Source organism: Pseudomonas sp. RSB 5.4 (genome assembly GCF_037126175.1).
GTDB classification, from domain to species: Bacteria; Pseudomonadota; Gammaproteobacteria; order Pseudomonadales; family Pseudomonadaceae; genus Aquipseudomonas; species Aquipseudomonas fluorescens_H.
The window spans coordinates 2,363,283-2,376,392 of record NZ_CP146986.1 but is presented as its reverse complement, the minus strand read 5'-3'; the positions used below and the strand labels follow the sequence as shown (position 1 = coordinate 2,376,392).

General features: G+C 60.9%; 11 protein-coding genes. 1 reads left to right on the top strand and 10 read right to left on the bottom strand.

Annotated features, from left to right (window positions below; all coding sequences use genetic code 11):
• Nucleotides 1-3 precede the first annotated feature (3 nt).
• The 10 genes from V9L13_RS10555 to V9L13_RS10510 are packed head-to-tail and all read right to left on the bottom strand — an operon-like array spanning nt 4 to nt 11,015.
• Nucleotides 4-1,140: a glycosyltransferase family 2 protein gene (locus tag V9L13_RS10555; RefSeq protein ID WP_338802460.1), complete on the bottom strand. Its 1,137-nt coding sequence runs from the start codon at nt 1,138-1,140 to the stop codon at nt 4-6.
• The gene (locus tag V9L13_RS10550; RefSeq protein WP_003226298.1) at nt 1,133-2,101 is read right to left on the bottom strand and encodes a glycosyltransferase; all 969 of its coding nucleotides are present in this window, start codon (nt 2,099-2,101) and stop codon (nt 1,133-1,135) included. The genes V9L13_RS10555 and V9L13_RS10550 overlap by 8 nt, the downstream gene beginning before the upstream one ends.
• Nucleotides 2,098-3,468: an O-antigen ligase family protein gene (locus V9L13_RS10545; protein ID WP_338802459.1), complete on the bottom strand. Its 1,371-nt coding sequence runs from the start codon at nt 3,466-3,468 to the stop codon at nt 2,098-2,100. Before V9L13_RS10545 ends, V9L13_RS10550 begins: the two co-directional genes overlap by 4 nt.
• Nucleotides 3,465-4,556, bottom strand: a complete 1,092-nt coding sequence (locus tag V9L13_RS10540) for a glycosyltransferase family 4 protein (protein ID WP_338802458.1) — start codon at nt 4,554-4,556, stop codon at nt 3,465-3,467. The genes V9L13_RS10545 and V9L13_RS10540 overlap by 4 nt, the downstream gene beginning before the upstream one ends.
• Nucleotides 4,553-6,145: a Wzz/FepE/Etk N-terminal domain-containing protein gene (locus V9L13_RS10535; protein ID WP_262143031.1), complete on the bottom strand. Its 1,593-nt coding sequence runs from the start codon at nt 6,143-6,145 to the stop codon at nt 4,553-4,555. Before V9L13_RS10535 ends, V9L13_RS10540 begins: the two co-directional genes overlap by 4 nt.
• Before the next feature lie 21 nt (nt 6,146-6,166).
• The gene (locus V9L13_RS10530) at nt 6,167-7,195 is read right to left on the bottom strand and encodes a polysaccharide biosynthesis/export family protein (protein ID WP_003226289.1); all 1,029 of its coding nucleotides are present in this window, start codon (nt 7,193-7,195) and stop codon (nt 6,167-6,169) included.
• A gap of 21 nt (nt 7,196-7,216) precedes the next feature.
• The gene (locus V9L13_RS10525) at nt 7,217-7,864 is read right to left on the bottom strand and encodes a CpsD/CapB family tyrosine-protein kinase (protein WP_003226287.1); all 648 of its coding nucleotides are present in this window, start codon (nt 7,862-7,864) and stop codon (nt 7,217-7,219) included.
• A complete protein-coding gene (locus V9L13_RS10520; protein WP_103483578.1) occupies nt 7,864-8,610 on the bottom strand; it encodes a sugar transferase in 747 nt (248 codons plus the stop codon). Before V9L13_RS10520 ends, V9L13_RS10525 begins: the two co-directional genes overlap by 1 nt.
• An 18-nt stretch (nt 8,611-8,628) precedes the next feature.
• Nucleotides 8,629-9,666 (bottom strand): NAD-dependent epimerase, encoded by a 1,038-nt coding sequence (locus V9L13_RS10515; RefSeq protein WP_338802457.1) that lies wholly within the window; start codon nt 9,664-9,666, stop codon nt 8,629-8,631.
• Nucleotides 9,663-11,015 carry a UDP-glucose/GDP-mannose dehydrogenase family protein gene (locus tag V9L13_RS10510; RefSeq protein WP_338802456.1) on the bottom strand — a complete coding sequence of 451 codons (1,353 nt, stop codon included), beginning with the start codon at nt 11,013-11,015 and terminating at the stop codon, nt 9,663-9,665. Before V9L13_RS10510 ends, V9L13_RS10515 begins: the two co-directional genes overlap by 4 nt.
• 389 nt (nt 11,016-11,404) lie before the next feature.
• On the opposite strand from V9L13_RS10510, the gene V9L13_RS10505 reads away from it, so the two are divergent.
• Nucleotides 11,405-13,102 carry a sulfatase-like hydrolase/transferase gene (locus V9L13_RS10505; protein WP_338802455.1) on the top strand — a complete coding sequence of 566 codons (1,698 nt, stop codon included), beginning with the start codon at nt 11,405-11,407 and terminating at the stop codon, nt 13,100-13,102.
• Nucleotides 13,103-13,110 lie beyond the last annotated feature (8 nt).

The window sequence follows — 13,110 nt, the reverse complement described above, 5'->3', positions numbered from 1 at the left end:
CTCTCAACGGTTTTGTTCAGGGTTCCACTGGGCGTAACGGTGGCCGCGCAGGAATTGCCACAGGCCGATGCTCATGCCTGCCAGTGTCACCAGCAGGAATGCCGCAAGGCGGAACGGTTTGGGTAACCGGTGTTGTGAATCCAGCAGTCCGGCAATCGCCACGGCGTAGCCGAACAGTTGGGCGATCAGGGCCAGTCGATAGAAACCGTGGTCGTCCCACAGCCAGAAGTTGCTCAGCAGCAACGGCAGCAGGAGGATCGGTGCCAGACGCCGGATCAGCTTGTGGCTGATCAGCGCAATCGAATACAGGCCATGTTTGAGTGGGTTGAGCAGCTCACTGCGCTGGGCGAGGCTTTGCAGGCCACCGACGGTGACGCGTTGACGGCGGCGGAATTGTTTGTCCGCTTCGTCGACACCGTGGTCGATCACTTGCGCCTCGGGCACGTACACAATGCGCTTGAATGCCACCGGTGCACAGGTGCTGAGAAAGAAGTCGTCATTGACCTCCGCCGGCACGCTCTGGAACAGCTCGCGGCGCAGGGCGAGCAGGGCGCCGTCGGCCGAGACCATGCAGCCGGTGCGGTTCTCCACCCGGCGCAGCCAGCCTTCGTAGTGGCGGTACAGACTGTCGCCGACGCTCAGGCCACCGCCCGTCACCGGAATCACCATGTGCCCGGCGCAGGCGCCGACATTCGGGTCACTGAGTGGCGCGAGCAGGTAGCCGAGGGTTTCCCGCGACCACTGGTTGTCGGCATCGGTGAACACCAGAATATCGCCAGTGGCCAGGGCCACGCCGGCATTCAGCGTCGCCGCTTTACCCAGGCGCGGCAGATCGAGCACGGTGATGCGCGAATCGATCACTTTGTGTGCGCAGGCCACGGTGTCGTCGGTCGAGCCATCGCTGGCGAGAATGATCTGCAACGAGGCCGGCTGATAGTCCTGCGCCAGCAGCGTGCGCAACTTGTGCTCGATGTGCCGCGCCTCATTGTGCGCGGCGATCACGATGCTGACGTTCAGCGGCGGCGCCGGGCTGTGGCGCCAGGCCGGGAACAGCGGCGCCAGCACGGTCAGCAGCAGCGGGTAGCCGAGGTAGGCGTACACCGGCAGCAGCAGGCACAGCCAGAAAATGAATTCAGCCACGGGCAGGCCTCCTGGCGTTCCAATGACACACACTGAGAATGAGCGCCGCCCCGGCCAGGTGCAGACGCACCCAGTGCAGGCCCCACAGTTGCAGGGTCAGGCCAATGTCGTGATGGCGTGAACTCTGGCGAATGCTCAGCACCAGCGCTGGAATCAGGGTCAGCATCACCATGACCGCTGCGTGATGCGGAAAGCCGTTGAGCAGCGCGGAAATCGCCAGCAAGTCCAGCAGCCATGCCATCAGCGACAGCAGCGGAAAGCGCAGCAGACGCAGGCTGAAGCCGTGGGTGCGCAGCAGTTGCAGATGACTGCCCTGACGCCACATTTCCTTGCCCATCCACTCACGCCAGTTCATCTCGTAGCCCCAGTGCAGGGCCACGTTGTTGTTCACCGACAACAGGCGCGCGCCTTGCTCGTTCAGGCGCAGGGTGAATTCCTTGTCCTCGCCGGTGCGCAGGTGTTCGTCGAAGCCGCCGACCTTCTCGAACCAGCGCCGACGCATCAGCAAGTTGGAGCTGGGCAGCCAGTCCACTGTGTGCGACGCCTGCCCGGAAGTGCGCAGCGTGCGCCGTTGCCAGGCCGTCGCGTACCACGGCGCAGCGGCGGGAGTATGCAGATCCAGACCAAACACATCGGCCTGACCACTTTCCTCCAGTTCGAACAGTGGCCTGAGCCAGTCTTCGGGCATTTCAACGTCGGCATCAATGAACGCCAGCCACTCGCCGCTTGCCAGCAGGACACCGCGATTACGCAGCGCACCGATCAGCAGCCCAGGCAGCACCAGCACCTGCGCACCGAACTGGCGGGCGATGTGCGGGCCGTCATCGCTCGAGCCGTTGTCGACCACGATCAGCTCGCACTCGACATTGGCTGCGTGCGCGGCTTTCTGCGCCGCCAGCAGTGTGCGGCCGATGTGCCGGGCCTCGTTGTACATCGGGATGATGATGCTGATGCGGCTCATGTTCTGGCCTCGGTCAGTGGCGCTTGCTCGGCCTTGAGGCGCAGCACGCTGGTCAGCGCGAGCATGATCCACACGTACTTCTGGTTCGGTGCGCTGAGGAACATCAGGAACAGGGTCAACGACAGGAAACTCACACCGAGGTGGGTCATCAGGTCCGCCTGCTGCCAATCGCGCCGCAGCATCCACGCGGCGCGGGCGCGGATCAGGTTGTACAGGCCCAGGCCGAGCATGCCGACGAACAACAGGCCGGCGGGAATCCCCAGTTCACTGAAGATTTCCAGGTAGGTGTTGTGGGCGCGGCGGTACAGGTCGCCGATCTTGCGGTTGGCGGAAAACGCCTTGGCATAGCCGGTGGTTGCGTAGTGCAGCGGGAAGGTGCCGGGGCCGGAGCCGAGCAGCGGATTCTCGCGGATCATCTGCCCGCCGACCACGATGTACGAGGCACGTCGGCCGAGGGATTCGTCGTCGTGGCCCTTGGCGCCGGCGCTCAACACGCTCAGGGACTGAATGCGCGCGATGTAACCGGCGGGCATCGCGTAGATCGCCAGCGGAATCACGATCGCTGCGCCGAGCATGGCGAAACCCAGGTGCCGTGGACGAATCCGCGTGAGTTGCGCGCGGTAGTGCCAGCAGCCGATCAACAGACTCAAGGCCACCACCACCAGCCCGGAGCGCGACTCGGTCTTGGTCATGCCACCGAGCAGCAGCACGCAGCAAGCGCCCCAGAACAAGCGGTGCAACAGGTTTTGGCCGCGAATCACCAGCAGCAGGGCCAGCGGAATGGCGAAGGCGATCAGCAGGGCGAAGGCGTTGGGGTCTTCGAGCAGCCCGGCGGCGCGGCCCTGATCCTGGAATTTGGTCGAAAACATCGCCATGGCGCAGGTGGCGCTGACGCTCAGGGTCACCAGTCTGGAAAACAGGTCGAGGTTCAGTTCGCGACCGATCAGCAGGGTGATGACAAACAGGATCAGGCCGACGCTCAGCTCACGCAGATGCCCCAGCGACATACCCATGTCATCGGTATTGAGCAGGCTGAGGAAATACAGGACCAGAAACCACAGCAGAAACCGCCAGATATTGCTGCGCAGACGCTCGGAGGGAATCTGATGCATGGCCAGTTGCAGCATCAGGATCACCGCCAGTGAGGCACCGATCAGTTTGCTCCCGGACAGCGAGCTGTCCTTGAAGAAACCTTCGAACGGCACCAGCGCGGCGATGCCCAGCAGGCCCCAGGTCGGCTTGCGGTACAACACCGAGAAACCCACCAGAGCAATGACGGCGCCCGGTGCCAGAAACGGATAAGGGCTGGCGAGCAGACCGATGCACACCAGACCGAGCAGCGTGACGATCGAGAGCGGGAAAATCATGCGCGTGCCTCCCGTGCCGTGCGGATGTACAGCTGCGACCAGCGTTCGGCCAAAGCCTTGAGGTCGTAGCGATCCTGTTGCGTACGCTTTGCGTTGTCGCACAAATGCCGGGCCAGCTTCGGCTCGCTCAGCAGGTTGTCGAGCTGGCGGGCGAGGGCAGAGCTGTCGGCGGGTGCCGCCAGCAGGCCGTTATTGCGGTGTTCGAGCACATCGGGAATGCCTCCGACTGCGAAAGCCACCACCGGCACGCCGGCCTGCATCGCTTCCAGCAGAATCATCGGTGTGCCTTCGGTGCGCGAGCTGATCACCAGCGCATCCAGTTGCTGCCACCACGGTTGCATGGCGGTCTGGTAACCGGGCAGGCGAATCCGTTGGGTCAATCCGGCGGCGTCGATCCGCGCCTGTAGCGCCTCACGTTCCGGGCCGTCGCCGAGCATCACCGCGTCCAGTTGCGGGTGCTGGTGACACAGCGGAATCATTGCATCGAGAAACAGATCCGGGCCTTTCTCGCTGCTCAAACGCCCGACGTAGCCGGCGAGCCAGCGCTGGCGGTCAACGGTGCTGACCAGCGCGGCGGCGGCCGGTAAACCGTTGGGGATCACTTGCAGTTTTTCCGCCTGCACGCTGGCCTGACGATGCAGCACGGCGATGCTCTCGGCCACGCACACCACCCGGTCCACCGAAGCGGTGCGGCACAACTGCAGACTCAGCCAGGTGTAGAACTTCTGCTTGCGGCTGCGCGGGGTGAAGCCGTGTTGGGTGATGACCAGTGGCAGACGCAACAGCGTCGCTGCGACCCAACCGAACAACAGCCCTTTGAAGTTGTGGGTGTTGATCAGCGGTTGCTCGCTGCGCCGGGCACTTAGATGGCGCATCAACTCGCCCAGCCCGGAGCAGCCACGACAGTCCACCCCGGCCTCGCGAAAGCGCGCGATCAGTGCGGGTGGTGCATCGAGACACAGCACCTGGTGCTGCCCCGGTGTCGCCAGGCAGTGATCGAGCAACATGCGCTCGGCCCCATAGAAGCCGCCGCTGCTGAGCAAATGAATGATCGGCAGCGCGGCATTCGGGGTGGACGGCGTGTTCAATTGCGCACCCAGTGCACGAAGCTTGGCACGGTCCAGTTCTTGTGCGGATTGCGTGGCAGAACGTTTTCGTCGTTGATCACCAGCAACACCGGCAGACCCAGTTCGTGGGTGATTTGCGCCGGATGTTTGAAACGGTGATCGAAGAACTCACGCACATACACCAGAGCAATCGCCAGCAGCAGACCGGTGAACAGCCCGAACGGGATGATCAGCAGCGGTTTGGGAAACGCCGGCTCGGTCGGTTCGAACGGCGGGCTCAGCACCTTGGCGTTCGACAGGTCGTCGTTGAGTGAACCGGCGGTGCTGCTTTCGGCAAAGCGTTGCGCGTAGGTCGAGAACGCCGTGTGCAGTGCGTCGATTTCAGTGTCCATCTGCCGCAGCTTGCTCTGGGTCTGCTGCAAGGTGTGGATGCGGTTCTTGAAGTCGGCGATGCGCGCGGTTTTCTGGTCGATCACCTGTTGCACCACGGCCAGGTCGTTGGTGCGTTCCTGGATGCGGTTGCTCACCACTTTGAGGAACTGCTGACGGGTGCGGGCGATCTGCTCGCGGGTCAGCAGCATCGGCTCGCTGCCGGGCTGAAACACCGCGAGGTCATTCATGTAGCGGCTGACCTGAGTGGTCAGTTGCTCGCCCAACTGTTTGACTTCCCGATCCTCGAACGCCACGTTGTCGACGGTGGTGGTGAAGGTGTAGGGGAAGGTGTAGTCGTTGAGTTTGTTGGTGCTGGCGGCGGCCAATGCGGTTTTCAGGTATTCAAGCCAGCGCTGGCTCTGCAACAGGCGATCCTGGTACAGGTTCAGCGCTTGTTCTTCGGTGTTGATCGCGTTCAGGCGAAAGGTGATTTCTTCCTTCGGATCGGACGAGCCGACGCTTTCCAGCAGCGCCTGGCGATTGCCCTCCAGTCCATCGAGACGCACCTGATACAGGTGCTTCTTGGTTTCGTAGAAGGATTGCGGCAGGTCGATCGATTGCAGCGCCTGACGGCTCACCAGATAGTTCTGCAGCAAGGTGGCGACAAACGTCGTGCCTTGATGCGGATCGGGGAAGCTGTAGACGATCGAGATCACGTTGGAGCCGGGCAGGGTCTCGATCTTCAGGCTGTCGAGGGCCTGTTGAGTGAGGCCGTCGAGCACGGTGTCGCGCACCGGATCGGTCTCCAGCCCGAGCATGTTGCGCAGCGGGTTGATCACGTATTGGCGCAGGGGTGAGGTGACATAACGGCGGAACGGATCGCCGACCAGTTTGGCGAACATGCCGACCGGTGGGCTGTATTCGCCCTTGTCACGCAACTCACTGATGGTCTGCCGGATCAACGCGGGCGAGCGCAGGATATTGCTCTCGGTTTCCATGTCCGCCAGCGACGGCGGAATGAAGGTGGCGTTATCGACCGTCAGTGAGGTGGTGGCGTCACCCTGGGAGAGTTTTTTCGACTGCACGATCACCTGGGCGGTGATATCGAAGCTCTGTTTGAGCACCAGCGGCAGTACCAACGCGATGACTGCAAAGATCAGGAAGACCCGTTTCACCAGTTGCTTGTTGGCGAAGAAGATCCTGAAGAACTCATGCAGGTAGTTTTCCTTTGGATTCATGATCGGTCACCTGAGAGTCGGTTAGTTGCTGCTGTTGTCGTTCTTGTTGTCGAGGCGATAGCTGAAACTCATGCCCACGCCCTGGAACAGCACCACGTCCGCCAATTGCCGCGCGAGCTCGCCGGCACTGGCCAGTTTGGTTTTGGGCACGTAGAGCATGTCGTCCGGTTGCAGATAGGCGATTTGCGAAGCGTCGCCGGACAGGGCTTTCTCGACGTCGTAATGCACGGCCTGCACCTGGTTGCCGTTGCGGCGCATGATCACCACCGAGTCGAGGCGCGCCTTGATGTTGGTGCCACGGGCCAGGGTCAATGCTTCAAGTACCGAGACCGGGCGACGAATCGGATAGGAACCCGGCTGGCCGACTTCACCCAGCACATAGATCTCGTTGCCGGCGGTGGATTTGAGCATCACATCGACGCTCATCCGACCTGGCAGTTGTGCGTACTTCTGGTTGAGGAAGGTTTCCAGCTGGTTGATGGTCATGCCTTGCAGTGGCACCGCGCCGATTTCCGGAAAACTCGCGTAACCGTCGTTGCCCACGGTGATCTCACGGCTCATACCGGTGGCGGGATGGTTGAGGGCACTTTTGAGGTTCTGCTCATTGGTCAGCGGACTGATGACCTGCACCGTCAGCTGATTGCGGTTGGGCTGGAACAGTTGTTTGCGCTGGTAGGCACGCTGGATTTCTTCGCGCGCTTCGTCGCCGGTCAGCCCGGCGATTTTCACCGAGGTGTTGGCGCCCGGCAGGTTGATGGTGCCGTCAGGCAGCACCAACTGGTTGCCGTTGAGCTGGCTGGCCGCGGTGAAGTTCAGGCCGATCTGGTCACCCGATTGCACGCGGTAGGCGTCCGAACCGCTGGTGCTGATGTGGAAGATCACGTCCAGCACATCTTGCGGGCGCAACGTCTGTTCGATCTTCGGCATATCGGTGGCCTGGGCGTTGGCCGGGGTGGCGGTGAGAATATTCACCGGCATGGTCTGGGTCTCGGAATTGCTGGAGCAGCCTGCAAGCGGCAGCATCAGCAGAACAAGTATCTTGGCGTTCATGGCGTCATCCTTCGCGTTTGCTTACAGGTTTTTGTAAAGCCACTTGGGCATGTAGTACTTGCGCCGGTTGAAGACGCTGCCAACCACTTTTGCCCCGGCCTGGGTCAGGCGTTGCACGGCGGCCTGAGCGACTTCCCAGCGCGTGTCCTCGGCGCGTACCACGAACACCACGCCATCGACCTGAGTGGCGAGTACCAACGTGTCGGCGGCGGAGTACACCGCGTCACCATCGATCACCACAAAGCGGTACTGGCTGCCCAGTTGATCGAGCAACGGGCTCAGGCGCTCGGCAGTCAGGTGCTCCAGCGTGCGGATCGGCCGACCGTTGGGCAGGACATGGAACGGCAGGCTCGACACCTGCACCACGCAGTCCTGCAACAGCGGCGGGTTGTCCGGGTTGAAGAGCAGATCGCGCAGGCCGCGCTCCTTGCTCAGGTTCAACTGTTGGGTAAGGTTGCTCGCCGACTGGCTGGCGTCGACCAGCAGCACCTGGCCGCTGCTCATCTGCGCCAGTTGGCTGGCCAGCGCCAGCGCACTGGTGGTGGTGCCGGCACCAGGGTTGGCGGCGGTCAGGAACAGGATCCGCAGATCCAGATCCAGCACGGTCGAAATCAGGTTCGATTCGCTGGGATTGGCAATGCTCAGGCTTTTGTTGGTTGAACCGTCCATTAGCTTGCTCCGTGGCCGCTGAATACTTTGAAGGGGGTTTTCAACAGGATCTTCAGATCAAGCAAAAGGCTTTGCTCGGCGATGTAGCTGAGGTCCAACTCAACGCGCTGGTCGAAGTCGATGTTGCTGCGCCCGGAGATCTGCCAGAGGCCGGTCATGCCGGGGTAGATGCTCAGGCGCGCGAGGTGGCGGTCCTTGTAGCGGTAGGCGTTGAACGAGGTCGGACGCGGGCCGACCAGGCGCATGTCACCGCTCACCACATTGAACAGATTGGGCAGTTCGTCGAGGCTGGTGCGCCGCAGGAAACCGCCGATCCCGGTGATGCGCGGGTCCTTGTCGATCTTGAAATCGATGGCGTCGACCCCGTGCTTGTTGAGGTGGCGCAGCGATTCCTTCAGTTCTTCGGCGTTGCAGACCATGGTGCGGAACTTGTACATGCCGAACGTGCGGCCGCGATAGCCGGTGCGTTTTTGCACGAACATCACCGGTCCCGGGCTGGTGAATTTGATAGTCAGTGCCAGGCCCAGCAGCAGCGGCGAAAACACCACCAGGATCATCAGCGCACCGAAGCAGGCCAGCACCCGGTTGGTGCGTGACAGCGTCCATGGCCGGCCACCGTCGCGACCGGTCAACCAGCCACGACCCTGCATGTGGATGGCGGTATCCAGGCGCATTCGGTGTTCGGGATCCATGCGCTTGTCACGACGCATCTGATTGATCGGTACACCTTGTTCATGTCCAGTCATGAGAACCTCCGCTGAAGTTCAGCCGCGAGCGGCGCGTGGGCGACAGGCAGTGGGGTAGTAGTCGCGAAACCAGGCGATGAAACGCCCCAGGCCTTCATCCAGCTCGATCCGGGGCTGGAACCCGGTGGCCTGGGCCAGATCATCGGTTTCGGCACAGGTGTTGAGCACATCGCCCGGTTGCAGGGGCAAGAGCTCGACAATGGCTTTCTGGCCGAGGTGTTTTTCCATCAACGCCAGGTAGGTTTTCAGTTCCACCGGGTGGTGGCCGCCGATGTTGAACAGGCACCACGGCGCCATGCTGCTGCCGGCATCGGGGTGTTCGCGATCCCACTCCGGGTGGTTGTGCGGCGGATGGTCGGTGAGCCGGGCGATGCTTTCGACGATGTCGTCGATGTAGGTGAAATCGCGCTGGTGCTCGCCGTAGTTGAACAGTTTCAGCGGGGTGCCATCGGTGATCGCCCGGGCGAACTGAATCGGCGACATGTCTGGCCGACCCCATGGCCCGTACACGGTGAAAAAGCGCAGCCCGGTGCTCGGGATGCCGAACAGGTGGCTGTAGCTGTGAGCCATCAGCTCGTTGGCTTTTTTGGTCGCGGCGTACAGCGACAGTGGGTGATTCACACCGTCATGCACCGAATAAGGTGTGTGCTGGTTGGCGCCGTAGACTGAGCTCGACGAGGCGTAGATCAGGTGCTCCACCGGATGGTGCCGGCAGCCTTCGAGAATATTCAGGAAACCGCTGAGGTTGCTGTCGAGGTAGGCCTTTGGGTTTTCCAGCGAGTAACGTACGCCGGCCTGCGCCGCGAGGTGGATCACCACTTGCGGTTGCTCGCGGACAAACAGCGCTTCAATCGCCGCGGCATCGGCCAGATCAATCCGCGCGATCGGGAAATGCCCGACCTGATTACGTATCCATTGCACCCGATCGTGTTTCAGCTGCGGGTCGTAGTAGCCGTTGAAGTTATCCAGGCCGACCACCGCATGCCCGTCGCGCATCAGCCGCAACACGCAATGGGCGCCAATGGAGCCGGCTGCGCCGGTGACCAGGATTTTCATGGGCGCAATCCTTCCGGCGTAATGTGGCGCAGGCCGATACCGCTGTAATGCAGGCCGGCCGCCGCTACGTGTTCCGGGTTGTAGAGATTGCGACCGTCAACGATCACCTTCGAACGCAGCTTGCTCGCCAGCAGCTCGAAATCCACCACGCGAAAATTTTTCCATTCGGTGCAGATCACCAGCGCATCGGCATCTTCCAGGGTGTCGTCGCGAGTGGCGCACAGATGCAGGTCGTTGCGATAGCCGTAGAGGCGCCGGCATTCAGACATGGCTTCCGGATCGTAGGCCTGCACGCTGGCGCCTTCGGCCCACAACGCGTCCATCAGGTAGCGGCTGGGGGCTTCGCGCATGTCATCGGTATTGGGTTTGAACGCCAGGCCCCAGATCGCGATCGACTTGCCGGCCAGACCCTGCGGAAACTGCGCCTTGAGTTTGCTGAACAGAATGTGCCGCTGACTGTCATTGACGTCGGTGACGCTGCGCAGCAGTTTCAGCGGCATGCCGTTGTGTTCGGCGGTGTGCAACAGGGCACGCAGATCCTTGGGGAAGCACGAACCGCCGAAGCCGCAACCGGGGTAGATGAAGTGGTAGCCGATGCGCGGGTCGGAGCCGATGCCTTTGCGCACGGCTTCGATGTCGGCGCCCAGCAGTTCGGTGAGGTTGGCCAGTTCGTTCATGAAGCTGATACGCGTGGCGAGCATTGCGTTGGCCGCGTACTTGGTGAGCTCGGCGCTGCGGTTGTCCATGAACATCAGTTTTTCGTGGTTGCGGCAGAACGGCGCGTACAGTTCGCTCATCTGCTCGCGGGCGGCGTCATCGCGGGTGCCGACGATGATCCGGTCCGGACGCATGCAATCGGCGAGGGCGCTGCCTTCCTTGAGGAATTCGGGGTTGGACACCACCCGTACCTTCAGGCTGCTGCGGCCACGACGTTGCAGCTCTTCGTTGGCCTTGGCGGCAACCTGGTCCGCCGTGCCGACCGGCACCGTGGACTTGATGATCAGGGTGCGATCAGCCTCCATGTGCGAGGCGATCTGCCGGGCCACGTTCAGCACATGGGTCAGGTCGGCGGAACCGTCTTCATCGGCCGGCGTGCCCACGGCGATGAAAATCAGTTCGGCATGTTCTACCGCGTCGCTGGCCTGGGTGCTGAACAGCAGACGCCCGGCCTTGATGTTTTCTTCAAGGGTGGTGGAGAGTCCAGGCTCACTAATAGGCGGCACGGCTTGTTGCAGTTGCTTAATTTTATTGGGGTCAATATCAACACACAAAACCCGATGCCCTACATCTGCAAGTGCGGCGGCTTGAATTAATCCGACGTAGCCTGTGCCAAATACGCTCACGTCCATCTGCGCACCCTCGATAGAGCGAAAAAAAGAAGTTCGGAAGAAGACTGTAAAAGGGGTATAGCGCAGGGTTTGGAAAGCGTGTCAGCAAAATGACATGTTGCACCTGTATAACACTTGAGCGCTTTTTGGCGATTGGCCATCAAGTCATTGCTGCGATTGGATTTGTTGTTTTTCTGCAGATTTGTTCAGATTTAAAATAAGCGATAAACGGTTGTAAGTCTTTAATTTAAAGGCTTCTAGCGTTTTGCGTGTGTCAGATTTGAGTCACCGGTTTTTTGACGCTTTCTAAAGAAAACAGTCAATTCTTGCGCTTTGATGGCTGGGTGCTAGTGTCAGGTTCTGACCGACAAACCTTTGACTCTCTGCCGTTTTGCACGAGCGGTATCGCCATGTTCAGATATGCCAAAGAATTACTTTTGATTGTTTATTTGCTGCTTTATTCCGAATATTACATTGAGCGGTTAAATGCTATCGGTGTCGGTTTTGCTGTACTTATTTTTGGCGCGATGTTTTTGGCGCTTACTTTAGCGTTATATCTAACGGCTTATATTCGTCAGGCTCTCATTCGCCACTTGTTCGCAATAACACTGTTTGTCTCAGCGGTATTTTTTGATGTCTATACCCGGGTCACCGCGGATTACCTGAGCTACAGCAGCTTTGTGTCGCTGGTGTACTCTGGCGGTTTCATCCAGGAAGCCGCCTACCAGTACCGCGATGCGATCATTCATGGCGCGCTCAGCGGGCTGCTCTTGCTGTTCGGTATCGGTCTCAAGCCGCGGCACTCGCTGGCGGTACCCAACGGATTACGCGTGGTGGCGCCGTTGTGTGGCGTGTTGCTGTTGAGCGTGGTGTTGTTCCTGCGGGCGGGCGAGGGCGCGCGCGGTTTGCCGATCATGTACACGCCGCTGGCCTATCTGAACCTGTTCGCCTATGAAGCGCTGCACAACACGGTCGGCCCGCGTGAGCCGGTGACGTTGGCGCGCAACACAGTGGCGGTCAATCACGACATCGTGTTGATCATCGACGAAAGCATCTCCGGCAATTATCTGGACATCAATGCCCCGTTCGGCGTGCACAGCAACCTCAAGCAGGCGCATCCGGGTGTCGACATCTTCAATTACGGCTACGCCGCGTCGATTGCCAATTGCAGCGCCGACACCAATGTCACCCTGCGCTACGGCGGCACTCGCGCCGATTACACGCGGATCAACAGCACCCTGCCGTCGATCTGGCAGTACGCGAAGAAGGCCGGGTTGCGCACGGTGTACATCGACGCCCAGCGCACCGGCGGCAATTTGCAGAATCTGATGACCGACACCGAAAAAAAGGACATCGACGAATTCGTCCAGTTTGACCAGACCAGCGTGCGTGACCGCGACATGGCCGCCGCCGCGAAACTGATCGAACTGCTCAACGATGATCAGCCGGAGTTGGTGGTGATCAACAAGGTCGGCGCGCATTTCCCGGTGCACGACAAATACCCCGACGCCTTCATGGCGTATCGTCCGACCTTGCCGCGTGGGCAGTTCACCGAAGTGGCCGACACCGGTAAACGCGACGGTTTCAACGGCCAGCCGGATGACTGGGTGCTGTACCGCAACGCCTACAAAAACACCGTGCTGTGGAACGTCGGCGAGTTTTTCGCCCGGGTCTTTGCCCAGGCCAATTTGCACAATGCACTGCTGATCTACACCTCCGATCACGGCCAGGACCTGCATGAGCGCGGCAATCCCGGGCTCAACACCCACTGCGGCGGCGATCCGGTCGAGGAAGAAGGGCTGGTGCCGCTGGTGGTGATTCAGGGCGATCAGGTGCACGGCCCGGACTGGACGCAGGCATTGGCGCAGAACAAGGATCGCTCCAGCCACTACAACATCTTCCCGACGCTGCTGCAGTTGATGGGTTACGACCTGGCGGGTATCGAAGCGGTGTATGGCAAACCGCTGACGCTGCCGACCGCGGACGATTTCACCTTCAACTATCGCTTCAATGCGCGGTTGGGGGCCAAGCCTGAGTGGAAACACATTGATCTGAAGACGATTGTCACGCCGGGGGAGGCGGCGACCAGTGTGGCAACCGGGGACTGAGATTTGTG

What these genes read in the sequence shown, in the direction of transcription:
- V9L13_RS10515 (WP_338802457.1), bottom strand. Translation starts at nt 9,666, where the DNA reads ATGAAAATCCTGGTCACCGGCGCAGCCGGCTCCATTGGCGCCCATTGC.
- V9L13_RS10525 (WP_003226287.1), bottom strand. Translation starts at nt 7,864, where the DNA reads ATGGACGGTTCAACCAACAAAAGCCTGAGCATTGCCAATCCCAGCGAA.
- V9L13_RS10510 (WP_338802456.1), bottom strand. Translation starts at nt 11,015, where the DNA reads ATGGACGTGAGCGTATTTGGCACAGGCTACGTCGGATTAATTCAAGCC.
- V9L13_RS10530 (WP_003226289.1), bottom strand. Translation starts at nt 7,195, where the DNA reads ATGAACGCCAAGATACTTGTTCTGCTGATGCTGCCGCTTGCAGGCTGC.
- V9L13_RS10550 (WP_003226298.1), bottom strand. Translation starts at nt 2,101, where the DNA reads ATGAGCCGCATCAGCATCATCATCCCGATGTACAACGAGGCCCGGCAC.
- V9L13_RS10505 (WP_338802455.1), top strand. Translation starts at nt 11,405, where the DNA reads ATGTTCAGATATGCCAAAGAATTACTTTTGATTGTTTATTTGCTGCTT.
- V9L13_RS10545 (WP_338802459.1), bottom strand. Translation starts at nt 3,468, where the DNA reads ATGATTTTCCCGCTCTCGATCGTCACGCTGCTCGGTCTGGTGTGCATC.
- V9L13_RS10520 (WP_103483578.1), bottom strand. Translation starts at nt 8,610, where the DNA reads ATGACTGGACATGAACAAGGTGTACCGATCAATCAGATGCGTCGTGAC.
- V9L13_RS10535 (WP_262143031.1), bottom strand. Translation starts at nt 6,145, where the DNA reads ATGAATCCAAAGGAAAACTACCTGCATGAGTTCTTCAGGATCTTCTTC.